General features: G+C 41.3%; 26 protein-coding genes. 25 read left to right on the forward strand and 1 reads right to left on the reverse strand.

What is annotated here, in order from left to right; genetic code table 11:
• Positions 1–152: 152 nt before the first annotated feature.
• The 7 genes from IOC57_RS20215 (at position 153) to IOC57_RS20245 (ending at position 5,220) form a co-directional block, all read left to right on the forward strand.
• A complete protein-coding gene (locus IOC57_RS20215) occupies positions 153–614 on the forward strand; it encodes a YpiF family protein (protein ID WP_207440381.1) in 462 nt (153 codons plus the stop codon).
• 160 nt (positions 615–774) lie between these two features.
• Entirely contained in the window at positions 775–1,281 is a 507-nt protein-coding gene (locus tag IOC57_RS20220) for a Rieske (2Fe-2S) protein (RefSeq protein ID WP_207440382.1), read from the forward strand.
• A 3-nt stretch (positions 1,282–1,284) separates the two neighbouring features.
• Positions 1,285–1,959 (forward strand): menaquinol-cytochrome c reductase cytochrome b subunit, encoded by a 675-nt coding sequence (qcrB, locus tag IOC57_RS20225; protein WP_034307974.1) that lies wholly within the window; start codon positions 1,285–1,287, stop codon positions 1,957–1,959.
• 56 nt (positions 1,960–2,015) lie between these two features.
• Complete coding sequence (locus tag IOC57_RS20230) at positions 2,016–2,783, forward strand: menaquinol-cytochrome c reductase cytochrome b/c subunit (protein WP_207440383.1); 768 nt, start codon at positions 2,016–2,018, stop codon at positions 2,781–2,783.
• A 176-nt stretch (positions 2,784–2,959) separates the two neighbouring features.
• Entirely contained in the window at positions 2,960–3,556 is a 597-nt protein-coding gene (gene lhaT / locus IOC57_RS20235; protein ID WP_207440384.1) for a lipoprotein heptaprenylglyceryl N-acetyltransferase LhaT, read from the forward strand.
• A gap of 118 nt (positions 3,557–3,674) precedes the next feature.
• On the forward strand, positions 3,675–4,460 hold the full coding sequence (gene ypjB / locus IOC57_RS20240; RefSeq protein ID WP_207440385.1) for a sporulation protein YpjB: 786 nt from the start codon (positions 3,675–3,677) through the stop codon (positions 4,458–4,460).
• An 85-nt stretch (positions 4,461–4,545) separates the two neighbouring features.
• Positions 4,546–5,220: a zinc metallopeptidase gene (locus tag IOC57_RS20245; RefSeq protein ID WP_207440386.1), complete on the forward strand. Its 675-nt coding sequence runs from the start codon at positions 4,546–4,548 to the stop codon at positions 5,218–5,220.
• A 105-nt stretch (positions 5,221–5,325) separates the two neighbouring features.
• Here IOC57_RS20245 and IOC57_RS20250 read toward each other — a convergent pair whose 3' ends face one another.
• Positions 5,326–6,198, reverse strand: coding sequence for a YitT family protein (locus tag IOC57_RS20250; protein ID WP_207440387.1), 873 nt, complete (start codon positions 6,196–6,198; stop codon positions 5,326–5,328).
• A gap of 167 nt (positions 6,199–6,365) precedes the next feature.
• On the opposite strand from IOC57_RS20250, the gene IOC57_RS20255 reads away from it, so the two are divergent.
• The 18 genes from IOC57_RS20255 to hpaD all read left to right on the forward strand — a co-directional run bounded on the left by IOC57_RS20255 (position 6,366) and on the right by hpaD (position 23,952).
• Entirely contained in the window at positions 6,366–6,725 is a 360-nt protein-coding gene (locus tag IOC57_RS20255) for a nucleotide pyrophosphohydrolase (protein ID WP_207440388.1), read from the forward strand.
• The gene (gene dapB, locus IOC57_RS20260) at positions 6,718–7,518 is read left to right on the forward strand and encodes a 4-hydroxy-tetrahydrodipicolinate reductase (RefSeq protein WP_207440389.1); all 801 of its coding nucleotides are present in this window, start codon (positions 6,718–6,720) and stop codon (positions 7,516–7,518) included. The genes IOC57_RS20255 and dapB overlap by 8 nt, the downstream gene beginning before the upstream one ends.
• 18 nt (positions 7,519–7,536) lie before the next feature.
• Positions 7,537–7,962, forward strand: a complete 426-nt coding sequence (locus tag IOC57_RS20265; RefSeq protein ID WP_063233231.1) for a methylglyoxal synthase — start codon at positions 7,537–7,539, stop codon at positions 7,960–7,962.
• On the forward strand, positions 7,946–8,659 hold the full coding sequence (gene bshB1, locus IOC57_RS20270; protein ID WP_207440390.1) for a bacillithiol biosynthesis deacetylase BshB1: 714 nt from the start codon (positions 7,946–7,948) through the stop codon (positions 8,657–8,659). The genes IOC57_RS20265 and bshB1 overlap by 17 nt, the downstream gene beginning before the upstream one ends.
• A 4-nt stretch (positions 8,660–8,663) precedes the next feature.
• Complete coding sequence (gene bshA / locus IOC57_RS20275; protein ID WP_207440391.1) at positions 8,664–9,803, forward strand: N-acetyl-alpha-D-glucosaminyl L-malate synthase BshA; 1,140 nt, start codon at positions 8,664–8,666, stop codon at positions 9,801–9,803.
• A 13-nt stretch (positions 9,804–9,816) separates the two neighbouring features.
• Positions 9,817–10,998 carry a CCA tRNA nucleotidyltransferase gene (locus IOC57_RS20280; protein ID WP_207440392.1) on the forward strand — a complete coding sequence of 394 codons (1,182 nt, stop codon included), beginning with the start codon at positions 9,817–9,819 and terminating at the stop codon, positions 10,996–10,998.
• Positions 10,983–11,963, forward strand: coding sequence for a biotin--[acetyl-CoA-carboxylase] ligase (locus tag IOC57_RS20285; protein ID WP_207440393.1), 981 nt, complete (start codon positions 10,983–10,985; stop codon positions 11,961–11,963). The genes IOC57_RS20280 and IOC57_RS20285 overlap by 16 nt, the downstream gene beginning before the upstream one ends.
• Before the next feature lie 338 nt (positions 11,964–12,301).
• Positions 12,302–13,138 (forward strand): 3-methyl-2-oxobutanoate hydroxymethyltransferase, encoded by an 837-nt coding sequence (gene panB, locus IOC57_RS20290; protein WP_207440394.1) that lies wholly within the window; start codon positions 12,302–12,304, stop codon positions 13,136–13,138.
• A complete protein-coding gene (panC, locus tag IOC57_RS20295) occupies positions 13,135–13,983 on the forward strand; it encodes a pantoate--beta-alanine ligase (RefSeq protein ID WP_207440395.1) in 849 nt (282 codons plus the stop codon). The genes panB and panC overlap by 4 nt, the downstream gene beginning before the upstream one ends.
• Positions 13,984–14,008: 25 nt before the next feature.
• Positions 14,009–14,392 (forward strand): aspartate 1-decarboxylase, encoded by a 384-nt coding sequence (gene panD, locus IOC57_RS20300; protein ID WP_207440396.1) that lies wholly within the window; start codon positions 14,009–14,011, stop codon positions 14,390–14,392.
• Between the two features lie 160 nt (positions 14,393–14,552).
• Positions 14,553–17,333 (forward strand): ATP-dependent DNA helicase DinG, encoded by a 2,781-nt coding sequence (dinG, locus tag IOC57_RS20305; RefSeq protein ID WP_207440397.1) that lies wholly within the window; start codon positions 14,553–14,555, stop codon positions 17,331–17,333.
• 155 nt (positions 17,334–17,488) lie between these two features.
• Positions 17,489–17,659, forward strand: a complete 171-nt coding sequence (locus IOC57_RS20310; protein ID WP_065310840.1) for a YpmA family protein — start codon at positions 17,489–17,491, stop codon at positions 17,657–17,659.
• Positions 17,660–17,677: 18 nt separating this feature from the next.
• The gene (locus IOC57_RS20315; protein WP_207440398.1) at positions 17,678–18,154 is read left to right on the forward strand and encodes a cell wall elongation regulator TseB-like domain-containing protein; all 477 of its coding nucleotides are present in this window, start codon (positions 17,678–17,680) and stop codon (positions 18,152–18,154) included.
• 19 nt (positions 18,155–18,173) lie between these two features.
• Positions 18,174–19,358, forward strand: coding sequence for a pyridoxal phosphate-dependent aminotransferase (locus tag IOC57_RS20320; protein WP_207440399.1), 1,185 nt, complete (start codon positions 18,174–18,176; stop codon positions 19,356–19,358).
• A 281-nt stretch (positions 19,359–19,639) separates the two neighbouring features.
• Positions 19,640–20,317, forward strand: a complete 678-nt coding sequence (locus tag IOC57_RS20325) for a GntR family transcriptional regulator (protein WP_207440400.1) — start codon at positions 19,640–19,642, stop codon at positions 20,315–20,317.
• A gap of 109 nt (positions 20,318–20,426) precedes the next feature.
• The gene (hpaI, locus tag IOC57_RS20330; RefSeq protein WP_207440401.1) at positions 20,427–21,344 is read left to right on the forward strand and encodes a 2,4-dihydroxyhept-2-ene-1,7-dioic acid aldolase; all 918 of its coding nucleotides are present in this window, start codon (positions 20,427–20,429) and stop codon (positions 21,342–21,344) included.
• Positions 21,345–21,422: 78 nt separating this feature from the next.
• Complete coding sequence (gene hpaE / locus IOC57_RS20335; protein WP_207440402.1) at positions 21,423–22,937, forward strand: 5-carboxymethyl-2-hydroxymuconate semialdehyde dehydrogenase; 1,515 nt, start codon at positions 21,423–21,425, stop codon at positions 22,935–22,937.
• A 31-nt stretch (positions 22,938–22,968) separates the two neighbouring features.
• Positions 22,969–23,952 (forward strand): 3,4-dihydroxyphenylacetate 2,3-dioxygenase, encoded by a 984-nt coding sequence (gene hpaD / locus IOC57_RS20340; protein ID WP_207440403.1) that lies wholly within the window; start codon positions 22,969–22,971, stop codon positions 23,950–23,952.
• Positions 23,953–23,965: the final 13 nt, after the last annotated feature.

Genomic DNA, 23,965 nt, shown 5'->3' on the forward strand with positions numbered 1-23,965 from the left:
CCTTTCCGTAATCAGGAAAAGTTTTTATTTTTTATAAAACATTGATAAAATCCACATTTTTGTAAAGACTAAGGGTATATGGTAAAGATGTTATAAAAATAATGGTAAAATGATAAGGAGTTGATTTGAAAAATCGGGAGTGAAGAAAACACATGAAGTGGACAGCAAAAGATCTTGACATGTATATGCAGTCAAAAGAGTATGTGGATACCGTTTTGATTCCTTTGGTTCCCCTATCTTTTAAAGGGCAAATGAAGCAAACGGGCTCAATGAATGAATTTCTTACCATTTTAAGTCTGGAAATTGAAAAGCAGATGAAAGGAAGAATTCTTTTATTGCCGACATTTCATTATTTGAATGGTGAAATGGATAAGGTTGAGCGCTTAAAGCATTGGGCCAATGAAATGAAAGAAAATGATTTCGAGCATGTTTTTTTTCTTACATCGGATTTTGAGTGGAAAAAGGAAGAGCAGGAATTGGAAAATAATTTAGTATGGATTCCAGCCATCCCCTTGGAGGGGCTTGAAATTGAACAGGCAAGGGAAATGATTAACCAGCAGGTTCTCCAAATCCTTGATATTTTCTCTTATAATTGGAAAAATGAAAAAAAGTAGGATTTTTCGCATTATTTGACACATAGTTGCCACCTTTTGGGTTTTACAAATATTGACCTTGGTAAATTATTGAGATATCATGGAAATGTCCTAGTTTTATAGTGTCGCTATTAATTGGTCCTTTGGGCTCTCAGTATAGTAATAGAGGGGGGGAAAACGCATGAGCAAGCATAATGTTTCACGACGTCAATTCCTTAATTACACACTTACTGGCGTTGGTGGATTCATGGCGGCCGGTATGTTGATGCCTATGGTTAGGTTTGCAATTGATCCCGTATTATCAGCAGATAAAGGCGGGGATTACGTTGCAACTAAACAGAAGGTAAGTGAACTGTCTACCGAACCAACCCGTGTCGACTTTAGTTTTAAACAGGTTGATGGGTGGTATGAGTCTGAGGAAACAAATACAGCTTGGGTTTACAAAACGGATGATGGTAATATCGTTGCTTTATCTCCAATCTGTAAGCATTTAGGCTGTACGGTAGGTTGGAATACGGATAAGACTAATCCGAACCAATTTTTCTGTCCTTGCCATTATGGCAGGTATACGAAAGATGGAATGAATGTCAAAGGGACACCACCGGTTTCACCATTGGATGTTTATGACACGAAAGAAAAAGATGGAATACTTTATTTGGGTCAACTAAAACCGCACGGGGAGGCGTAAACATTGCTAACAAAGTTATATGACTGGGTGGACGAGCGTTTAGATATTACGCCGTTATGGCGGGATATTGCTGACCATGAGGTTCCTGAACATGTTAACCCCGCACATCATTTTTCCGCATTCGTATATTGTTTTGGTGGGTTAACTTTCTTTATTACGGTCATCCAAATCTTGTCAGGCATGTTCTTGACGATGTACTATGTCCCGGACATTAAAAACGCTTGGGAATCTGTTTATTATTTGCAAAATGAAGTTGCCTTCGGTCAAATTGTCCGTGGTATGCATCACTGGGGAGCAAGTCTAGTTATAGTTATGATGTTTTTACATACTCTTCGTGTCTTCTTCCAGGGAGCTTACAAAAAACCGCGTGAATTGAACTGGATGGTCGGCGTATTGATTTTCTTCATCATGCTGGCATTAGGCTTGACTGGCTATTTATTGCCATGGGATATGAAAGCGCTATTCGCAACGAAAGTTACTTTGACAATTGTCGAATCGGTACCGTTAATGGGACCGGCACTCAAGACATTGATTGCAGGAGATCCAACCATCGTTGGAGCACAGACATTGACACGATTCTTTGCAATTCATGTATTCTTCCTACCTGCAGCATTATTTGCTTTACTAGCGGCTCATTTCCTGATGATCCGAAAACAAGGTATTTCAGGACCGCTATAAAAGAATGGTGAACCAAAAACCAAAAAAACCTTTTCATAAAGGAGGGGAATTGTTCAATGCATCGTGGGAAAGGTATGAAATTCGTAGGTGACTCGCGTATCTCCGCGGACCGTAAACCGAATATTCCGAAAGATTATTCAGAATATCCTGGGAAAACTGAAGCATTCTGGCCTAATTTCCTTTTAAAAGAATGGATGGTAGGAGCTGTATTTCTCGTAGGGTATCTATGCCTGACAATCGCTCATCCGTCACCATTGGAAAGGATAGCAGATCCGACAGATACAGCATATATTCCGCTGCCAGACTGGTATTTCCTATTCCTTTACCAATTACTTAAATACACCTATGCATCAGGCCCTTATAATGCAATCGGGGCTCTAGTAATACCTGGTTTGGCTTTCGGGGCATTGCTTTTGGCACCTTTTCTAGATCGTGGTCCAGAGCGGAGCCCAGCAAAACGTCCTTTTGCAGTAGGCTTCATGCTATTGGCAATGGCCGGCGTTTTCTATTTAACATGGGAGTCTGCAGCCCATCACGATTGGGAAGCTTCCAAGAAACAAGGAGCGATCGTGGAAGGCGCAGACATTGATAAAGAGAGCGATGGGTATAAACTGATGGATTCTAGTGGCTGTATTAGCTGTCACGGAGCAGAGTTAACTGGTGGTGCAGGGGCACCAAGCTTAATTGACACTGGGTTGAGCCCAGAAGAAATCTCTAAAATCGCAGTCAAAGGCCAGGGCGCTATGCCAGCTGGCATGTTCAAAGGTACAGATGAAGAATTGGCAACATTAGCTGAATTTGTATCGGGTTTATCGACAAAATAATATAGCCATCAACAGATTTTCTTTCATATATTGCAAAAGAAGCTGACGACCACGGTTGTCGGCTTTTTTATTGGTAAATTGAAGTGTAAATGAGAAGAAATTGAAATGAATACTTGGTTTTCTAGTTGATGGCCTGTAAAATGAGTATACATGAGGATGTAAGTGAGGGTAAAAGAATGAATGTTATCTACAGTTGGCTTGCAAATCGGCAAATGATCGCTTTGTTATTTTTAATAAATATATTCGGAACTGCCTATGGATATTATTGGTATGGTAGTCAATTGGAAAGCACTCCGGCGATTTTTTTGGCATTTGTACCGGACAGCCCGACAGCTAGCCTGTTTTTTGTATTTGTTTTGTTGGGGTTCCTATTAAGAAGGAATTTCGGACTTTTGGAAGCATTGGCGATAATAACACTATTCAAATATGGCATATGGGCAGTTGTAATGAATTTGATGACCTTGGTGACAACGGGTTCATTGCCATGGGAAGGTTATATGTTAATGGCTTCTCATTTGGGGATGGCGATTCAAGGGGTATTATATGCACCATTTTATCGAATAAAACCTTGGCATTTGATAGTGGCAGGGATTTGGACCATACATAATGACATAATCGATTATGTGTTTGAAATGATGCCAATATATCGTGATTTATTGGTATATATGAATTCGATAGGTTATTTCACTTTTTGGCTCAGCATACTTTCCATTTTTGTCGGCTGGTACTTTGGATTTAGAAAAAAGCGAATCACCCTATCCTTCACCCATTAAAAAGTTAACCCTGCATAAGCTTTGTAAAAGCAGGGTTAACTTTTTTATGCTGAACGAGGTCTACTCATGTTTTTTCTTTCATATCGTTTTAGTAGAGATATGAGGAGGGACGAGTAGCATGTTAAAAAAATTCATATTAACCATTGCTGTTTCATTTGTCGTCTTACATTTCCCTGTCTATGCAGAATCCTCTTCAAGTTTGGAGCAATTAGATAACATTTCCGATAGTGCCTTGGAAATGACCAAGTTGAAGCGATATGGAGATTCGGAAAAGATGCTGACGTTTTTTTCTGACCGGTTTTTAAAAGAGACAGCGAAAGAGCAGATCCTTGACATGGACGAACTTCGAATTATCACTGTAGCTCATAATGAGGCGTTGATGACAATAAAGGATATGAACAAGGGAGATTCCGAAAAGATTAATTCTGTAACAAAATTCCGGCTTGTTGTTGATGCGGTCAAGTCTACCCATCAGCCCCTTTGGACAGAGATGGAGGATCAAATGATGAATTCATTTCAGCAGACAAAGGATGCCGCGATCAATCAAGACGCAATTACATTCAATAGCCAATTGAACTTATTCCTAACACAATATGAAATGATATATCCCAGTTTGAAAGTCGACCTTTCTAAAGAAACGATGCAACAATTGGACACGAGAATTCAATACATCAACCAATACCGTCCGGAGGTAATAAGTGATGGAGAAAGTCAAAAGGAACTGGATGCGCTGCAAAACGAACTAACCTCCATTTTTGATGATATGGGGGAAGATGATGCAGATCCTTCCCTTTGGTGGGTCATCATATCGACAGGTTCAATCATTATCATGACGCTTTCTTATGTAGGCTGGAGAAAATATAAAGGTGATAGGGAAAAACCAAGGAAAGAACATAATGATTAAAAAGACAGGGGAAGAGAACACTATATTTGACACGGTTGCCTTCAATCCATAGAATTAAGAGTAATAATAGTTATAGGAGGATACCATGTATTTCATTTATTTGGCGATTATCATCTTAATCCCGATTTATGCACAAATGAAAGTGAAAAGCACGTATAAAAAATATTCAAAGGTATCTGCCTCATCTGGTATGAGTGGTGCGGAAACGGCTCGGGCCATTTTAGATCAAAATGGACTGTTCAATGTCAGAGTAGAAGAGACACCTGGAATGCTTTCGGACCATTATGACCCAAGGGATAAAACGGTGCGTCTTTCGACGGATAACTATCACGGCCATTCAGTTGCCGGTGTAGCTGTTGCGGCCCATGAAGTTGGACATGCGATTCAAGATAAGGAAGCATATGCATTCTTGCGCTTCCGCCATGCATTAGTACCGGTAGCTAACTTTGGCTCTAACATATCTTGGATATTGATTTTAATCGGGATGTTAGCTTCCCTTCCTGGGCTGCTATTGGCGGGTATCGTATTTATGGCAGCTGCTGTATTGTTCCAAGTGATAACCCTGCCGGTTGAATTCAATGCTTCTTCTCGGGCAATGGATCAACTCGTTTCCGCCGGGGTCATCCGGAATGATGAAGAACGGGAAACGAAAAAAGTATTAAGTGCTGCTGCGATGACTTATGTTGCTGCCGCTCTTGTAGCCGTACTGGAATTAGTTCGTCTTCTGCTTATGTATACAGGAATGAGGGAAGAAGATTAAAATGAAAAAGGACACCATCTTGGGATGGGGTCCTTTTTCATTTTTAAAAGTACTGGTTGTACATTGCTAATAAAATTCAGTTAGACAGGGCAACATTCATAAGGATTACCTTTCAATGGGATTCTTGTTCTCATCAAGGGTAAAGCCCTCACCCAATACGTCATGAACTTCACTAACTGATACAAAAGCATGAGGGTCCACCGATGTTATGGCATTTTTTAATCGGACTAACTCATTTTTCCCGACAACACAATAGAGTACTTCCCGGTCATTGCGTGTAAAGGACCCATATCCCCTTAATACGGTTACGCCCCGCTCCATATCATTCATTATTTTTTCAGCAATTTCCTTGTTTTTATCACTAATGATCATTGCACCTCTAGCAGCATAGGCTCCTTCCTGCATAAAGTCGATTACTCTGGCACCTATAAATACGGCAACGAGGGTATACATCGCTTGCCGGTAATCCAGGTAGGTAAGGATTGAAAGGCCAATGACGACGGCATCGAAGATGAACATGGTCCGTCCCATGCCCATCCCTAAGTATCGATGGGCAAAACGGGCGATGATATCCACACCGCCTGTTGTCCCGCCGTAACGAAAAATTATGCCCAGCCCGACACCAACAAAGACCCCGGCAAACAATGCCACCAGCATCAAGTCGTTTCCGAGATTGATTTCGATTTGGTATCTCTCGAAAACCCATAGCCAAACGGAGAGGCCAACCGTTCCGATTATTGTATAAAAGAAAGAGGTTCGCCCTAAATATTTCCATCCTATAAAAAATAAAGGAATATTCAAAATCAAATTAGAATATGAAGGATTTATCCCGATAAGTTGATATATAATCAAGGTGAGACCGGTGAATCCTCCTTCGGCCAAGTTGTTCTGCATGTTAAAATGCACGAGGCCAAAGGCGAAGATTCCAGCCCCGAAAAGGATGAATATAACATTTTTCAATTTCAAGCCCAAAAGCATGTCCCATACCTCCAAAGGTTTACCTGTCATTAATTTACTTATTATAACTAATTAACCAACTATGGGCAATTTGGATTTACGAACGTAACTGTTGTCATCTGTTTCACTTTTAGCTAACATGGAGAAGGTATGCTGTTTGAAAACGAAAATCAAGAATGGGTGACTATATGGAAAAGCATAAGACAATCCAGCAAATGCAAACGGAAGTCGACCAATACATAGGACAATTTAAAGAAGGATATTTCAGCCCTCTGGCCATGCTAGCCCGCATGTCTGAAGAGCTTGGGGAGTTGGCTAGGGAAGTCAATCATTACCATGGTGAAAAACCTAAGAAGGCAACAGAGGAAGAGAATACGATTGAAGCGGAATTAGGGGATATGCTTTTTGTGTTGATTTGTTTTGCCAATTCTTTAGGGATAGATCTTCAAAACTCGCATGATTTGGTCATGGAAAAGTTTACAACCCGAGATAAAGATAGATGGACAAGAAAAGAAGAGAAAATGGAGGAGGAAGGTAAAGATGAGTAAAGTGAAAGTGATTGTAGCTGGTCCACGTGGCAGAATGGGGAATGAAGCGGTGAAGCTTGTACATAGGACAGAAGGGTTTGAATTGGCAGCTGTCATAGATCGTAAGCATAACGGGGAAAGCCTCTCAGCAATAGAGGGTTTTCACGGTATTGAAGCACCGGTTTTTTCGGATATAAATGAATGCTTTACATCTATAGAAGCGGACGTATTGATCGATTTGACCACACCAGAAGTGGGGATGCTCCATACCGAAACGGCACTTAATCATGGCATCCGCCCAGTTGTGGGAACGACTGGTTTTACTAAGGAAGATTTATCGAAGCTGGATTCATTAACAAAAGAAAAGGGCATTGGTTGCATCATCGCGCCAAACTTTGCAATTGGAGCCATTTTGATGATGAAGTTTTCCCAAATGGCCGCGAAATATTTCCCAGATGTGGAAATCATAGAAATGCACCATGATCAAAAACTGGATGCTCCTTCTGGCACTGCTTCCAAAACGGCAGACATGATTGCAGCGGTACGTGAAACAAAACAACAGGGGCACCCTAATGAAAAAGAAACCATCCAGGGGGCAAGAGGGGCAAATGTAGATGGCATGCATATCCATAGTGTACGGCTTCCGGGACTGGTTGCCCATCAACAGGTGCTTTTCGGAAGTGATGGAGAGCTATTGACGGTTCGGCATGATTCCTTTAATCGAGCGTCCTTTATGTCAGGAGTCAAACTTGCTGTCGATACTGTCATGAAATTGGATGTTCTTGTATATGGCCTAGAAAATATTATCGAATAGGGATCAGGAGGATTTACGATGAGAATTGCCTTAATTGCTCATGATAAGAAAAAAGAAGATATCATTCAATTTGTAACAGCGTATAAAACTGTATTTGAGCAGCATGAATTATTTGCAACAGGTACGACCGGGAAACGAATCATGGAAGAAGTATCACTGCCTGTCCACCGTTTTCATTCAGGACCACTTGGCGGGGATCAGGAAATAGGTGCAATGATTGCACGCGGAGAAATGGACATGGTCCTATTTTTCCGTGACCCATTGACATCACAGCCACATGAACCTGATGTATCGGCACTTATACGCCTATCAGATGTATATGAAATTCCCTTGGCGACAAATATGGGCACGGCGGAAGTGCTGATACAAGGTTTGAAACATGGGTATATGGACTGGCTTAAATTACGGCAAAAACAAGGTGAGATAAATGATAAACAAAAGTAACATAGATATCCTGGCTTTCGGCGCACATGCGGATGATGTTGAAATCGGTATGGGAGGCACGATCGCTAAATATGTTCAGCAAGGCAGTAAAATTGTCATCTGTGATTTGACAAAAGCTGAAATGTCATCCAATGGAACCGTTCCCTTGCGGCAGGAGGAAGCGCATAAGGCTGCTGAAATCCTTGGGGTGAAGAGGATTTCCCTAGATCTACCCGACCGGGGACTATATATGAAAGCGGAATACATAAATCAAATCATTAAGGTCATTCGCCAATATAAACCTGCTCTTGTATTTGCACCATTTTTGGAAGATCGCCATCCCGATCATGGTAACTGTACCAAATTAGTCGAGGAAGCCGTTTTTTCGGCAGGAGTAAGAAAGTATTTGGAAGAAGAAGGCCTTGATTCTCATCGTGTCCAAAATATGTACTATTATATGATCAATGGGTTTCACAAACCGGACTTCGTCGTGGACATCACTTCTACAATATCGAAAAAGTTGGATAGTCTTAGGACATATGGCAGCCAATTCGAAAAAAGTCAAATATCTGTAGAAACACCCCTAGTTAATGGCTATATAGAGACTGTCGAGGCACGGGAGCGGATGTTCGGTAAAGAAGTGGGTGTCGCCTATGCGGAGGGATTCATGACAAAAAAACCGTTACTGATCGATGCCGACTTGTTAGGAGAAAAATAATCTTATGAAATTAAAAATTGGAATTACCTGTTACCCTACAGTTGGGGGGTCTGGTGTCGTAGCAACTGAATTAGGTAAGATGCTTGCAGAGAAAGGACATGAAATACATTTCATTTCTTCAAGCCTCCCTTTTCGTTTAAATAAGATGTACTGTAATATTTTTTATCACCAAGTTGAAGTGAACTCATATTCAGTCTTTCAATATCCGCCATATGACCTGGCGCTTGCGAGCAAGATAGCAGATGTCGTAAAACGGGAGAAATTAGATATCCTTCACGTTCATTATGCAATTCCACATGCTGTTTGTGCGATCCTTGCCAAGCAGATGTCAGGTAATGAAGTAAAGATCGTAACCACACTGCATGGTACGGATATAACCGTATTAGGCCATGATCCCTCTTTGACCAATTTGATAAAATTCGGGATTGAGCAATCCGATGTCGTTACAGGAGTATCTAATTCCCTTGTTCAGCAAACGCACGAATTAATCGCGCCGGATAAGGAAATCAAAACCGTTTATAATTTTATTGATGAAAGGGATTACCATAAGTCTGACTCAGGTTACCTTAAGGATGAATACGGAATCAGTGAAGATGAAAAAGTGATCATACATGTTTCGAATTTCCGTTCGGTCAAGCGAGTGAAAGACGTCATCCAGGCGTTTTATTTAACGCAAAAGAAGATGCCTGCAAAGCTTTTACTAGTAGGAGATGGCCCGGAAGTGACAACCGTATTGAAATTGGCTAAAGATCTTGGAATCGATGATTTAGTCTTGTTTCTTGGTAAGCAGGATAACCTCGCCGAATTATATTCAATCAGTGATTTGATATTCCTGTTATCGGAAAAAGAGAGTTTCGGACTTGTGCTGCTCGAGGCGATGGCATGTGGAGTTCCTTGTATCGGGACGAATATCGGGGGAATTCCTGAAGTCATCGTTGATGGGAAGACTGGTTATATTTGTGAATTGGGAGATGTCAAAATGGTTGCTGAAAAAGCGATTGGACTTTTAGGCGACCCGATTTTACATAAACGTTTTTCTGAGGCAGCGCTGGAAAGGGCCAATACTGATTTTCACTCCGATACCATAATGTCAGAGTATGAAGCCATCTACATTGAAGCACTTGAAGGTAAATCCGTGGAATAGGGAGGGGATGCTGATGGATCGGTTATTCTTAGAGTCAGTACCCATTCTGGAATTGATTGAAGTAGCAGGATACGAGGCTTATTTCGTTGGCGGCTCTGTAAGGGATTATATCCTTGGACGGACCATAAACGACGTTGACATCGCTACTTCCGCAACACCCCAGGAAATCAAAGGGATTTTCCCCAATACGGCCGATATCGGGATCGACCATGGGACGGTACTTGTCATTACGGATATGGGTACATATGAAATTACAACGTTTAGAACGGAAAGCGGGTATTCGGACTTTCGCAGACCTGATGCTGTGCAATTTGTCCGTTCTTTGACTGAGGATTTGCAAAGAAGAGATTTTACGATGAATGCAATGGCAATGGATAAGACCGGAAAGATCATCGATCCATTTAATGGTAAGCATGATTTGGAAGAAAAAAGGATTATCACGGTTGGCAACCCGCATGAAAGGTTTCATGAAGATGCATTGAGAATGATGCGTGCTCTAAGGTTCGTCAGTCAACTTGATTTTGAACTGGATCAAGAAACCTTTGATTCCCTTAAAGAGAACGCCCATATCATAAGTGAAATCGCTGTCGAAAGAATCCTGGTTGAATTTGAGAAGCTAATGGCTGGCTCTAATAAGATAAGAGCTTTCTCACTCTTGCTGGAAAGCGGATTATATCAATACCTGCCTCTATTCTCCAGTAAAAAAGATCATTTAATGAACTTGCTGAAACTGCCGCTAGATCAGCTAAAAGCGGCAGAAATATGGTCCATAATCATGGTTCACACAAATGATCAGGAAATGGAAAAATCATTGAGGGCTTGGAAACTGCCAGTGAAAACTATAAGAAACGTTCAACGTACGATACAGCTAGTGAAGAAAGAACCATCAGCCATCGATGTATTTCAGGCAGGTCATGGCGTAACTGTACAAGCAGCTAAAGTCAGGGCGGCACTGACTGGGGCGAATGTATCGGATGCGGGGGAGAATGCACATCAGTGCTACAATGAACTTATTATAAAACAAATGTCGGATCTTGCCGTTACGGGGACGGATTTATTGAATTGGCATCAAGAAAAGCCAGGTCCATGGGTCAAAGAATCTTTGGAAAGAATATTGGAAGCTGTCTTGAATGAAGAATTAAGAAATGATAAAGAAGAAATAAAGAGGTGGCTGGCAAAATGCAATCTGAGTTAAGAACAAAGCTGATGGAAGCCCTCTCGAAAGCGGATGGTGCGTTTATATCCGGTCAGGAAATTGCTGAATACATTGGCTGTTCGCGTACAGCCGTCTGGAAGCATATAGAAGATCTGCGCAGTGAAGGTTATAATGTAGAAGCCGTTAGGAAAAAAGGCTACCGGATCATATCAGCCCCGGAAAAAGTGTCCGAGAGCGAAATACAACTTGGCTTGGAAACAAAAACGATCGGCAAGATGATCCACTATCAGGAAACGGTAGAATCCACCCAAAAAATTGCGCATCAACTAGCAAATGAAGGCGTTCAGGAGGGGACCCTTGTCGTTGCCGAGGAGCAATTATCCGGAAAAGGAAGGCTAATGAGATCTTGGCACTCCCCAAAATTCAGCGGCATTTGGATGAGTCTCATCCTAAGACCGAAAATCCCGATTCATGAGGCCCCACAACTTACATTATTGGCCGCGGTCGCCGTAGCTCAGGCTATAGAGGATACCACTGATTTGAAGCCACAAATAAAGTGGCCGAATGATATTTTGGTGAATCGCAAGAAAGTGGTGGGCATCCTGACGGAGATGCAGGCGGAGTCTGATAGAATCCATTCAGTCATTATCGGAATTGGAATGAATATCAATCAGCAATTGGTGGATTTTCCTGAAGAACTGCAGGAAAAAGCTTCTTCCCTTCTCATAGAAAGTGGAGGGGCGGTTTCAAGGTCCAAGGTCATACAACGAGCATTGTTTCGTCTGGAAAATTTGTACGAACTCTATTTAGAACATGGCTTCATGCCAATAAAGGATTTATGGGAGAGTTATGCGATCAGTCTTGGTCAGGTTATCAAAGCCAGTACAGTTAATGACACGATTGTCGGAAAAGCATTGGGCATAACGGACTCAGGCGTTTTACTTCTTGAAGACGGAAAAGGAACCGTACATTCGATATATTCTGCAGATATTGAAATTCAGTAGAGTTTTGTCAAATTCGTGAAAATTAAATAGAAATTTTCAATTTGGCTTGATATAATGCAAGTGGGCAGTATCTCATGTGAACTGCACCCCATGAATACCAAATTATTTGAAAATCTGCCTTGATCCAGAGAACTGGACGGGGACGGAGGGATGAAACTTCTGATGAAACAAAGATTGACTAAAAAGATGAGTCTGTTTATTGATCGATATTTGGATTTTTAAGCCATTTTTCGTAGCGAAACAGATACTTTTTTAGTCAGTCTTTTTTTTGCGCATGAATGTATAGACACCAGTTTTCGCTGATGTTTTCATCTCCTCCATCAAAAGGAGGAAACGTAATGAAATTGTCCGGAGATTTTTTGAAAATGAAACAAAATCAAGAGAAAATTGTCATGCTGACGGCTTATGATTACCCGTCTGCAAAGTTAGCCGAACAATCAGGTGTAGACATGATTTTAGTCGGCGATTCTTTAGGAATGGTCGTATTGGGATATGACTCAACGATTCCAGTTACGGTGAATGATATGATTCATCATACAAAGGCGGTAAAACGCGGGGCAGCAGGTACATTTGTCGTGACGGACATGCCCTTTATGAGCTATCACCTATCTATGGATGAAACACTCAAGAATGCAGCACGAATCATGCAGGAAGGTCATGCGGATGCCGTGAAACTTGAGGGAGCGGATGATGTCGTTGAAAAAATATCAGCATTGACCAAGGCAGGCATCCCGGTTATAGCCCATCTGGGCTTGACTCCTCAATCAGTCGGCGTTCTGGGCGGATATAAAGTGCAAGGAAAAGATGCCGAAAGTGCAGCACGGCTCTTGGAGGATGCGAAAAAATGTGAAGCCGCGGGGGCGATGGCAGTAGTATTGGAATGTGTTCCATATCAAGTGGGGGAACTCGTCACACGGAATCTCGGAATTCCAACCATTGGAATTGGGGCTGGCGCAGAAACGGATGGTCAAGTCCTCGTTTACCATGATGTCATCAAGTATGGGGTAGACCGGCTAGCGAAATTCGTAAAAGTTTATGGAGATGCAAATGAACTGATTGGCCAATCGATTACAAGCTTTGTGAGTGAAGTGAAATCTAAAGATTTTCCGTCGGAAGAACATACTTTTACGATGAAGGAAGAGCAGCTTTCTGAACTTTACGGGGGGAAAAGATGAAAACTTTTACATCAGCAGCTGATTTGCAATTAGCACTTAGAGAGGAAAAAAACAATCACAAAGGCATTGGCTATGTAGCGACAATGGGTTTTTTACATGAGGGGCATGCAACCCTTTTGGAAAAGGCGCGCAAAGAAAATGATATTGTAGTATTGAGCATTTTTGTAAATCCGATGCAATTTGGACCCAATGAGGATTTTGAAACATATCCGCGGGATTTGGAACGGGATGAAAATGTCGCAGCCAATAGCGGAGTGGATTATCTCTTCTATCCAACAGTCCACGAAATGTACGGTGAAGAACCATCTGTGAAAGTTGTTGTCCAAAGCAGGACGGATGTTTTATGCGGGAGGCAAAGGCCTGGGCACTTTGATGGAGTAGCGACAGTCTTAACGAAATTCTTCAATATCATCCTTCCTGATAGAGCTTACTTTGGTAAGAAGGATGCCCAGCAAGTCGCCGTGATAGATGGACTGATCAAAGACTTTAATTTTCCTATCCAGCTTGTTGCTGTAGATACCGTTCGCGAAGAAGATGGGTTAGCTAAGAGTTCGCGAAATGTTAACCTATCAGATCAAGAACGCTTGGAGGCTAAAGAGCTGTACCAAAGTTTATTAAAAGCCAAAAAGGCGGTTGAATCAGGTGAAAGAAATGCAGCAACCGTCTTGGCCTTAGTAAGTGAACATATTGCTGCCCACACAAGTGGAGCGATCGACTATATTGAAGTCTATCAATATCCGGAACTTAAACCACTTGAATCGCTGACAGGTAACGTCATCATTGCAATGGCTGTAAAGTTCGAGCATGCAAGACTAATTGATAATATCACCTTATATGTAGAATAATTCATGAAGATCAGGGGGAATTGAGATGTTTCGAACGATGATGAATGGAAAAATCCACCGTGCACGGGTAACTGAAGCTAATTTGAATTATGTAGGCAGTATTACGATTGATGAAGACATAATTGATGCGGTGGGTATTCTGCCTAATGAAAAAGTCGCCATCGTGAATAATAATAATGGTGCACGACTTGAAACGTACGTGATTGCGGGGGAACGTGGCAGCGGTGTCGTGTGTTTGAATGGAGCGGCAGCTAGAATGGTGCAGCCGGATGATATCGTGATAATCATATCTTATGTAATGGTTTCAGAGGATAAACTGGGAGATCACAAACCAAAAGTCGCGATTATGGATGAAAACAACAAAATCATTGAATTGATTTCAAACGAACCTGCGGCTACAATCATGTAAACGGAGGGCCGGCACATATGCATGAATCGTGCATACAGGTGCCGGCCCTTTTAGTTTGTTGATGAACGGCTTGTTTCCTTTATTACGATTATTATGGTATAAAAAAGATAAGAGAATTCCATCAGGAAGTGGAGAAAGCGAAGTTTGAGGTGTACAATTCATGATGCAACGATATGTAGTGGTCGATTTGGAAACAACAGGGAATTCTCCGAAAAAAGGAGATAGGATAATTCAATTTGCTGGCGTGGTCATCGAAAATGACCAAATTGTGGATGAATACTCGACATTCATCCATCCTGGACAGGAAATTTCCTTGTTTATTGAAGAATTGACGGGAATAAGCAACGAGACGGTAAAAAATGCACCTGACTTTGAAGATGTTGCAGAAAATATTGCTCGGCTTATAGAAGGGGCATGTTTTGTTGCCCATAATGTTTTATTTGATTTATCTTTTTTACAGGAAGAACTAGTACGATGCGGGTTTGAGCCGTTTTATGGTTCCACCCTCGATACAGTTGAGTTAGCGAAAATATTAAAACCAACATCCGATGGATATAAGCTGCACCAGCTGGCTAAAGAAGAAAACCTAGATCATTCCAGGCCACATCAAGCGGATAGTGATGCATATGCCACCGCTTTATTATTGTTGGAATTGAAAAAAAAGCTGATGAATCTTCCAGTCATGACACTTAAACAGTTATATCGATTATCTTATTCCTTACAAAGTGAGGTTTCCGAATTAATAGATGCTTGCATTGCAAGCAAACTTGCTAAAGCAGAAGTCCATTCACCTGATCTTATTACTTATAGGGGCCTTGCATTTAAAAAGGCCGAAGACGAAGGGGATCATAAAGATAAGGAGTCGAAATTCCCGCTCGATGATGAGGGGAAAATAGCCATGCTTCAAAGTGCATTCCCTGCCTTTGAAGCAAGAAGCGGACAACTTGATATGATGAACATGATTCACCATTCCTTCGAAACCAGCCAGGATGCAATCATTGAAGCTGGAACAGGTATTGGAAAATCCATAGGTTATCTGCTTCCGGCCGTTTATTTTGCAAAAAAACATCATAAACCTGTCGTCGTTTCGACGTATACGCTTCAGCTACAAGATCAACTTCTTCAAAACGAGGTTCCTAAGCTTAAGAAAATCCTTCCCTTTACCTTTCAAGCTGTTTTGCTAAAGGGGAGAAGTAATTATTTGAGCTTGGCAAAGTTCGAAAGGGCTTTGCGTGAGAAGGAAGATAATTATGAAACGGCATTAACGAAAATGCAGATATTGGTTTGGCTTACTGAAACCGTAACAGGCGATAAAGATGAATTGAATCTTACAAGCGGAGGTCAGCTATTTTGGAATAGGCTTCAAAGTGATGGTCTTACGTACGCCGGTTTAAAACAGCCCTGGCTTGAATTGGATTTTTTTGAACGGGCAAAAAGAACAGCCGCCAAGGCGGATATCATCATTACGAATCATTCATTTTTGATGACGGATCTGCTTACAGAAGATGCCTTGATTCCAAAAAAAGGGTATTTGATTCTCGATGAAGCACACCATCTGGAACAGGCTGCATCTAAACAGCTTGGGAACAGGCTTAATTACATTTCGGTGAAGACGGTTTTGAACAGGCTAGGGACATCCGATCAAAAGCAATTATTATATAAATTGGGCAGGATGCTCTTAAATCATGGACTGACGGATGGGAAGTCTACACATGAATTAGATCAAAAGCTTAGTGATTTTTCGTATGAATTCGAACAGCTCTTTTATTACATTTCCAATCAGGCGGAAAAACTTTCACGTTCCATGAGTCCGAAACGGCTTTCATTCAAAATAGATGATGGAAGATGGGGGAAAGCGATTCTTGTCGCTGAGCGATTGGTGGATTTATTAGGATACATCATCACGGAGTTAGAGAAAAGATTGGATCTTTTATTGAATAATGAGTCTCCCTTAGGAAAAAATTCATTATTTCACTTGAATGATATCGAGGTGCTGATTGGACATTTACAGGATACCAGGGACTCCTTGCATGAATTTTTCATCAAGCCACATGAGGAAAATATTTATTGGCTTGATTATACGAATGCAGCACCCCAGCACGGGGTGACTTTGACGGTTCAGCCGATTGCAGGAAGTAAACGGTTATGGGATTCCTATTTCGGGCGCCAAAAAAGTGTGGTCATGACATCGGCAACCCTAGTGGTGAAGGATTCTTTTAAGTATTTTAAAGAACAACTCGGTTTAGAGAATGAGCCAATGCAGACAGCAAGTTTTCCTTCACCCTTTCCTTATAAGGAACTCGTAAAGGTACTGGTTCCCAATGATCTACCAGATATCAATTGCTTATCGGTGGAGGAATTTTCCGAAACCGCGGCAAACCATATTATTGCAGCCACCCAGGCAGCGAAGGGGAGGATGATGGTATTATTCACCTCGCATGAAATGCTGCGTGCAACCTATCATACCATCAAAGACAGTGGCGTACTGGATGAGTTCACCCTGTTTGCGCAAGGGATTTCTGGCGGAAGCCGGATGAGGCTGCTCAGGAATTTCCAAAACTTCGAGAAAGCCGTCCTGTTTGGAACAACCAGCCTATGGGAAGGCGTCGATATCCCAGGCGAGGATTTATCTTGTTTAATCATTGTCAGGCTGCCTTTTTCGCCGCCGGATGAACCAGTGACATCTGCAAAATGCCAGCTTCTTGAGAAGCAAGGACGTAATCCTTTCTCTGCGTATTCTTTACCTGAAGCCCTGTTAAGGTTCCGACAAGGATTCGGCAGGCTTATACGCACTCCAGAAGATAAAGGGGTACTGATTATTCTTGATCGCCGCATCATCACTGCCAAATATGGACCTGAATTTCAGAAGGCCATCCCGGAAGTGGACTGGCACCAAGCCTCAATAACGGAAATGGCTGAAATGATAGAAGAATGGATTTAAAGAATCTTTAGATTATTCATTAATCCAAAATGAATTTTTAAGAATTAATAAAGAAAAATAGCCTTTGAACTGGTATAATGTGATAGGTAGTAAAGCCTTCGAATCCTATTCATACCAGTGGTTGTTGACAATTTATTAAAATGGAGGGGCGTTTTATGGAAAGTAAAATCGAAGTAATTTCAACAGTCAGGTTGCAACATTCTCCTGATCTGTATAAAATTGTGGATTCTTTGAACCGAACATTGAAAAAAGATGACTTAATGTTCGGTCTGGCATTGGATTCCCAAGATCAAGAAAAAGCGATATTTACAATCTATCGTACATAGAAAGAAGGAAAAGCAGCTTTGAAAAAATGGTTGATTATTGCTTCCATCCTAGTCCTTTGTTTTATCGGATTTGTCAGCGGGGCATATATTAAAGCGTTACAGCCTAAAAAAGAGGCTGGTAAAGAGGCTTTTAATAAGGCAAAGGAAGAGGGCGGCCTTGTGACCATGGAAGAGTTCTACCTTTATAATGGGCAGGATTCCTACTCCGTCATCATTGGTAAGGGAGAAAAAGGGACTAAAAAAATAGTCTGGCTTCCTGAGGACAAGAAGAAAGAAATAGTAGTGGAAAACTATAAAGATGGTAAATCAAAAAAAGAGATCTTAAACATTGTCAAAGAAAAGCTTAATCCCCAAAAAATCATATCGGTTAAGCTAGGCATGGAAAAGAACGTTCCGCTTTGGGAAGTAACGTATCTTGATGAATCCGAGCGTTTTAACTACGACTATTATGATTTTAAGACTGGGGAATGGCTAAAGTATTATCGAAGCATTTAGAATGGAGGATTAATTTAAAATGAAATTAGCGAACCGCGTTCAGTCATTAACGCCATCAACAACATTGGCCATCACGGCAAAAGCAAAGGAACTTAAGGCCCAAGGTTTAGATATAATTGGTTTGGGTGCTGGTGAACCAGACTATAATACGCCCAAACATATCATAGATGCAGCACTTCTATCCATGAATGAAGGCCAAACTAAATACACGCCATCCGCTGGTCTGCCGAAGCTAAAAGAAGCTATTGCAGCTAAATTGAAGCGTGATCAAGGCCTGGAATACAAAACCTCTGAAATTTTAGTTGGCTCAGGTGCAAAGCACGCGCTATATACATTGTTTCAAGCTATCCTGGATGAAGAAGATGAAGTTATTGTTCCGATACCATATTGGGTGAGCTATCCTGAGCAAATCAAGCTTGCTGACGGAAAGCCAGTTTATGTTGTCGGTACGGAAGAAAATCAATATAAAATCACTAAAGAACAATTAGAACAAGCCATTACCGAAAAAACGAAAGCGGTTATCATCAACTCGCCAAGCAATCCAACGGGCATGCTTTATTCCAGGGAAGAATTGGCTGCTATCGGGGAAGTTTGCCTGGCTCATGATATCTTGATCGTTTCCGACGAAATTTACGAAAAATTGGTATATGGAAATGCTAAACATACTTCCATTGCAGAGATTTCACCTGAATTGAAAAAGCAAACGATCATCATCAATGGTGTTTCTAAATCGCATTCGATGACTGGATGGAGAATTGGTTATGCAGTCGGTGAAGAGTCCATTATTAAAGCAATGACGAACCTTGCCAGCCATAGCACATCCAACCCTACCACAACTGCTCAATACGGTGCGATTGCCGCTTATGAAGGTACTCAGGAGCCTGTTGAAGAAATGCGTCAGGCATTTGAAGGCCGTCTGAATAAGATATATGATAAGTTGGTTGAAATTCCAGGCTTTAGCTGCATTAAACCACAAGGAGCATTTTATTTATTCCCGAACGTTAAACGTGCAGTTGAATTAACAGGGTACAGCAATGTCGAAGATTTTACGACTGCGTTGCTGGAAGAAGCTCAAGTGGCTGTTATTCCAGGTTCAGGGTTTGGTGCACCTGATAACATCAGACTCTCTTATGCGACTTCACTGGAACTGCTGGAAGCAGCCGTTGAAAGAATTCATTCATTCGTTAAATCCAAAATGGCATAATTTTTTAATAACCTGCAGACTACCTGGCTACATCAGGATCTGCAGGTTTTTTAGTTGGATTATATTTCGATATGGTATGTTCGGGAAGAAGGCAGGATATGCAGCCTATCTCACTCCAAAGGAAAAGATGCACTACTTGATTTTTTTGTTACATTCAGACTATTCATAGGAACAGATCATTATATATGGCAAAACAAGCTTGTAAAGGAAAAATGAAAATCATATATGATTTTTAATGAAAACTGATTGCAATCATATATGATTTCATATATGATGAAAATATGGAAGATAAAAACAAAAACCCTAGCAAAAAGCAAATAGCTTATGAGCACCTTCGTAAATTAATTTTGGATGGAACATATGGCTCTGGACAGCGGATCATTATCGATCAAACGGCAAAAGAACTAAGTTTAAGTCCGATTCCTGTCAGGGAAGCGATCAGACAACTGGAATCTGACGGCCTTATTCAATATAAGCCTTATAGTGGAGCAGTGGTTACAAGTATTAATGAAAGCGAATACATTGAGACTCTTTCAGTTTTATCTTTGCTTGAAGGATATGCAGCTGCCCTCAGTTCTTTAACGATGAATGATCATGATTTTGAAAATCTAATTAATTTAAACAAAGAAATGGAAAAAGCCCTTCATAACTTTGAATTAGAGCTGTTTGGTAAGTTAAACGAATGTTTCCATGCAGAAATTTATGAAAAGTGTGGAAATTCCTTTTTAAAGGAAGAAATTAAACAAGCGCAACAAAGAATGAATAGAGTCAGAAAGTCGATGTTCACCATGGTACCGCAACGCGCAGCCCAATCGATTCGTGAACATGAAAGCATCATAAAGCTTTTAAAGGAAAAAGCATCTTTTGAAGAAATTGAATCATTGGTGAGAAAGCATAAACTGAATGCCATCAGCACATTCAAGCAGAGGGCAGAAACTAATCAAGATCAGGCACTTTGATGACCCAGGCTTTGTTTTTTAATAGTCTATCGATTATTCATAAAATCAAAGCCGATTTTTTTGTCTGTATTATTCCGAATATTCAAATAACGAAAGGGTGGTAGAAATAATGTACGAGGAAATCAAAAGCCGTTTAAGAGGATCCATCGCTCCCGTTATCACTCCGTTTGATGACAAGATGGAGGTGGATGTAAAGGCAATTGAAAATTTAGTAAACTGGCATATTGAAAGCGGTTCCCACGGGGTCTCTGTATGCGGGACTACCGGCGAACCGAGTTCACTAACGATTAAGGAACGGGAATTAGTGATGGAAACGGCAATTAAAGCAGCAAAAGCCCGTGTTCCCGTTGCACCAGGTACTGGATCAGCCAATCAAAAAGAAACGTTGCATTTAACAAAAAGGGCACAGGAAATGGGAGCGGATGCTGCATTAGTCATCGTTCCTTATTACAATAAACCGAATCAACAGGCACTTTACAATCATTTTAAGACGGTAGCCGATTCAGTTGATATCCCGCTTATCGTTTATAACATTCCTGGAAGAACGGCGACGAATTTAGAAGTGAAGACATTGGCGCGTCTTTCTGAAGATTGTGAAAATATCATAGGTGTGAAGGAATCAAATAAGGATTTTGAACATGTGAACCGTGTCTTATTGAATTGTGGAAGGGATTTCCTCTTATATTCGGGCATCGAATTATTATGCTATCCAATGTTGGCTATAGGAGGGGCAGGACATATAAGTGCTACAGCTAACATCACTCCTAAAGAAGTGGCGGAAATTTATAACCATTGGGTGGAGGGTGATGTGGAAAAGGCACTTGACCTCCATTACAAATTAATGCCATTGAATGATGTTTTGTTTAAAGAAACCAATCCAGGACCATTAAAAGCTGCGATGGGAATGATGGGGAAAATCAATCCTGCATTAAGGCCGCCTATGGGGCCACCTTCGGAACCATTGGAAAAAGAACTGCGTGAAACTCTTCAATCATACGGGTTGATTGATCCAATAATCCAGTCATAATTGCTAGATTGGGAAGATTGCACAAATCCTAACGATTATCGTCATCTTCCCGAATTAATTTTTAAAGGAGAATGTATCATGCAAACTTTTCCCGTGCAAGATGTCAAGCATTACATCAATGGTCAATTTGTTGATGGTACCTCAGGAAAAACATTTGAAAATCTAAGCCCTTTTAATAATCAAGCAATCAATAAGGTGGCAGAAGGGTTTAAAGAGGATATTGATCAAGCGGTAGCTGCCGCAAGAGCTGCATTCGATAACGGTCCATGGAGAACGATGAAAGTGGAAGAAAGATTGAAGTATATTAATAGGATTGCTGATTTAATTGAAGAGAATGCAGAAGAAATTTCCTTTTTGGAATCCATTGATACAGGGTTGCCGATTAGCCAGACAAAAAAACAGGCGGCAAGGGGAGCGGAGAATTTCCGTTTTTATTCTGAAATGGTGAAAAGCAGGCTAATAGGAGAGTCTTATCAAGTGGATGACACTTTCATCAATTATACGATTCATAAACCGATAGGAGTGGCAGGATTAATCACTCCCTGGAATGCGCCCTTCATGCTAGAAACCTGGAAGATCGCCCCGGCCCTGGCTACAGGTAATACATGTGTACTTAAACCGGCGGAATGGTCGCCATTGACAGCCAATAAATTGGCAGAAATCGTTAATCAAGCTGGTCTGCCAAAAGGCGTATTCAATATCGTTCACGGTTTTGGGGAGACAGCAGGGGCGTCCTTGGTTGCCCATACTGAAGTCCAATTGATATCCTTTACCGGAGAAACGACGACTGGCGCTGAAATCATAAAAAATGGTGCGGATACAATGAAACGTTTTTCCATGGAACTTGGAGGCAAATCACCCGCGGTCATTTTTGAAGATGCCGATCTGGAAAAGGCCCTGGATTCAGTGGTATGGGGAATCTATTCATTCAATGGGGAGCGCTGCACAGCCAATTCCAGATTATTTGTCCATGAATCAATAATAGACCAGTTCGTTGCAGAATTGAAGGATCGTGTTCATAATATCAAAATTGGAAACCCAATGGATCCAGAAACGGAAATCGGACCGCTGATCCATCGTAACCATTTTAATAATGTTTCACGTTATCTGGATATAGCAAAAGATGAAGGGGCGGAAATAGTAAGCGGTACCATACCGAGTGCGTTCAAGGAAGGGAATTATATTGCCCCGACGCTCCTCTTGAACTGTACAAATGATATGACGGTAGCACAGGAAGAGATTTTTGGACCAGTCATGGCAGTCATTCCTTTCAATACTGAAGAGGAAGTGCTGAGAATGGCTAATGATGTAAAATACGGGCTAGCTGCTTATGTATGGACCAATGATATGAAACGTGGACATAGGTTTGCTCAAGCTGTTGATAGTGGTATGGTCTGGGTGAATTCCCAAAATGTTAGGGATTTGCGGATACCATTTGGAGGATCGAAATATAGTGGGGTAGGACGTGAAGGTGGCCATTATAGCTTTGAATTCTATACGGAAACACAAGTTATCCACGTAGCAATTGGAGATCATCACATCCCGAAATTTGGAAACGCGAAACGAAATGCCGTTTCTTCTGCTGAAAAATAATTCGGGTTTCAATAAAGAAGGGGAGACTACTATGAATTTTTCTATTATCCGTGTTGCGAGAACGATACTTAATGTAACAGATTTAGATAAATCAAGAGCCTTTTATGTGGATGCTTTAGGTTTTATTGAAACGGAAAGAACAAATGATCATATATATTTACGTGGTTTAGAGGAAGCACATCATCACTCGCTTATCTTGCAAAAGACAGAAAAGCCAAGCGTTGAAGCAATAGGATACAAGGTCGGAAAAGAGGAAGACCTTGAAGAATTGGAATCTTTCTTCCTGTCAAAGGGAATGAAAATGAAGTGGATGCAGGATGGAACACAGCATGCCCTAGGCAAGTCGCTACGAGTTCAGGATATATCAGGATTGCCAGTGGAATTTTTCAGCAAAATGGATAAAGCCGAGAGATTGCTGCAACGATTCGATATGCATAGGGGTTCAAGGGTCCAAAGGATCGATCATGTGAATTGCAGTGTAACAAATGTGCAAAAAGCTTATGATTTTTATGTGAAAGAATTAGGTTTTGCCTGCTCGGAAGATACAGTGGATGAGTCGGGCCAATTATGGGCAACGTGGCTACATAGAAAGCAAACGGTCCATGACCAAGCATTCATGAACGGAATCGGTCCAAGACTTCATCATGTAGGCTTCTTTCTGCCTGACCCGCTTGCAATTATCCATGCCTGTGATGTACTGGCATCACTTGGATATGCACAGTCCATCGAACGCGGACCAGGTAGGCATGGCCTATCCAATGCATTCTTCCTATATTTAAGAGACCCGGACGGTCACCGGATCGAATTGTACAATGGGGATTACTTAACATCTGACCCGGATACCGAACCGATTCATTGGGATTTAAATGATCCAAGGCGTCAGACGTTCTGGGGAGCCAAAGCTCCGGATTCATGGTTCGATGAGGCTTCTGCCGTTCTTGATATAATATCAGGTGAAGAAGTTCCTCTTGAAGAACCGATTCTGGCAAAAAGCAAGCCTGAATTCATCATCTGAAAAGAAGCGGGAT

Source organism: Bacillus sp. SD075 (assembly GCF_017355165.1).
In the GTDB taxonomy this organism is placed as follows: Bacteria; Bacillota; Bacilli; order Bacillales; family DSM-1321; genus Peribacillus.

Coding starts and splice junctions, on each gene's coding strand:
- IOC57_RS20215 (WP_207440381.1), top strand. CDS start 153: ATGAAGTGGACAGCAAAAGATCTTGACATGTATATGCAGTCAAAAGAG.
- IOC57_RS20220 (WP_207440382.1), top strand. CDS start 775: ATGAGCAAGCATAATGTTTCACGACGTCAATTCCTTAATTACACACTT.
- IOC57_RS20230 (WP_207440383.1), top strand. CDS start 2,016: ATGCATCGTGGGAAAGGTATGAAATTCGTAGGTGACTCGCGTATCTCC.
- lhaT (WP_207440384.1), top strand. CDS start 2,960: ATGAATGTTATCTACAGTTGGCTTGCAAATCGGCAAATGATCGCTTTG.
- ypjB (WP_207440385.1), top strand. CDS start 3,675: ATGTTAAAAAAATTCATATTAACCATTGCTGTTTCATTTGTCGTCTTA.
- IOC57_RS20245 (WP_207440386.1), top strand. CDS start 4,546: ATGTATTTCATTTATTTGGCGATTATCATCTTAATCCCGATTTATGCA.
- IOC57_RS20250 (WP_207440387.1), bottom strand. CDS start 6,198: ATGCTTTTGGGCTTGAAATTGAAAAATGTTATATTCATCCTTTTCGGG.
- IOC57_RS20255 (WP_207440388.1), top strand. CDS start 6,366: ATGGAAAAGCATAAGACAATCCAGCAAATGCAAACGGAAGTCGACCAA.
- dapB (WP_207440389.1), top strand. CDS start 6,718: ATGAGTAAAGTGAAAGTGATTGTAGCTGGTCCACGTGGCAGAATGGGG.
- IOC57_RS20265 (WP_063233231.1), top strand. CDS start 7,537: ATGAGAATTGCCTTAATTGCTCATGATAAGAAAAAAGAAGATATCATT.
- bshB1 (WP_207440390.1), top strand. CDS start 7,946: ATGATAAACAAAAGTAACATAGATATCCTGGCTTTCGGCGCACATGCG.
- bshA (WP_207440391.1), top strand. CDS start 8,664: ATGAAATTAAAAATTGGAATTACCTGTTACCCTACAGTTGGGGGGTCT.
- IOC57_RS20280 (WP_207440392.1), top strand. CDS start 9,817: ATGGATCGGTTATTCTTAGAGTCAGTACCCATTCTGGAATTGATTGAA.
- IOC57_RS20285 (WP_207440393.1), top strand. CDS start 10,983: ATGCAATCTGAGTTAAGAACAAAGCTGATGGAAGCCCTCTCGAAAGCG.
- panB (WP_207440394.1), top strand. CDS start 12,302: ATGAAATTGTCCGGAGATTTTTTGAAAATGAAACAAAATCAAGAGAAA.
- panC (WP_207440395.1), top strand. CDS start 13,135: ATGAAAACTTTTACATCAGCAGCTGATTTGCAATTAGCACTTAGAGAG.
- panD (WP_207440396.1), top strand. CDS start 14,009: ATGTTTCGAACGATGATGAATGGAAAAATCCACCGTGCACGGGTAACT.
- dinG (WP_207440397.1), top strand. CDS start 14,553: ATGATGCAACGATATGTAGTGGTCGATTTGGAAACAACAGGGAATTCT.
- IOC57_RS20310 (WP_065310840.1), top strand. CDS start 17,489: ATGGAAAGTAAAATCGAAGTAATTTCAACAGTCAGGTTGCAACATTCT.
- IOC57_RS20320 (WP_207440399.1), top strand. CDS start 18,174: ATGAAATTAGCGAACCGCGTTCAGTCATTAACGCCATCAACAACATTG.
- IOC57_RS20325 (WP_207440400.1), top strand. CDS start 19,640: ATGGAAGATAAAAACAAAAACCCTAGCAAAAAGCAAATAGCTTATGAG.
- hpaI (WP_207440401.1), top strand. CDS start 20,427: ATGTACGAGGAAATCAAAAGCCGTTTAAGAGGATCCATCGCTCCCGTT.
- hpaE (WP_207440402.1), top strand. CDS start 21,423: ATGCAAACTTTTCCCGTGCAAGATGTCAAGCATTACATCAATGGTCAA.
- hpaD (WP_207440403.1), top strand. CDS start 22,969: ATGAATTTTTCTATTATCCGTGTTGCGAGAACGATACTTAATGTAACA.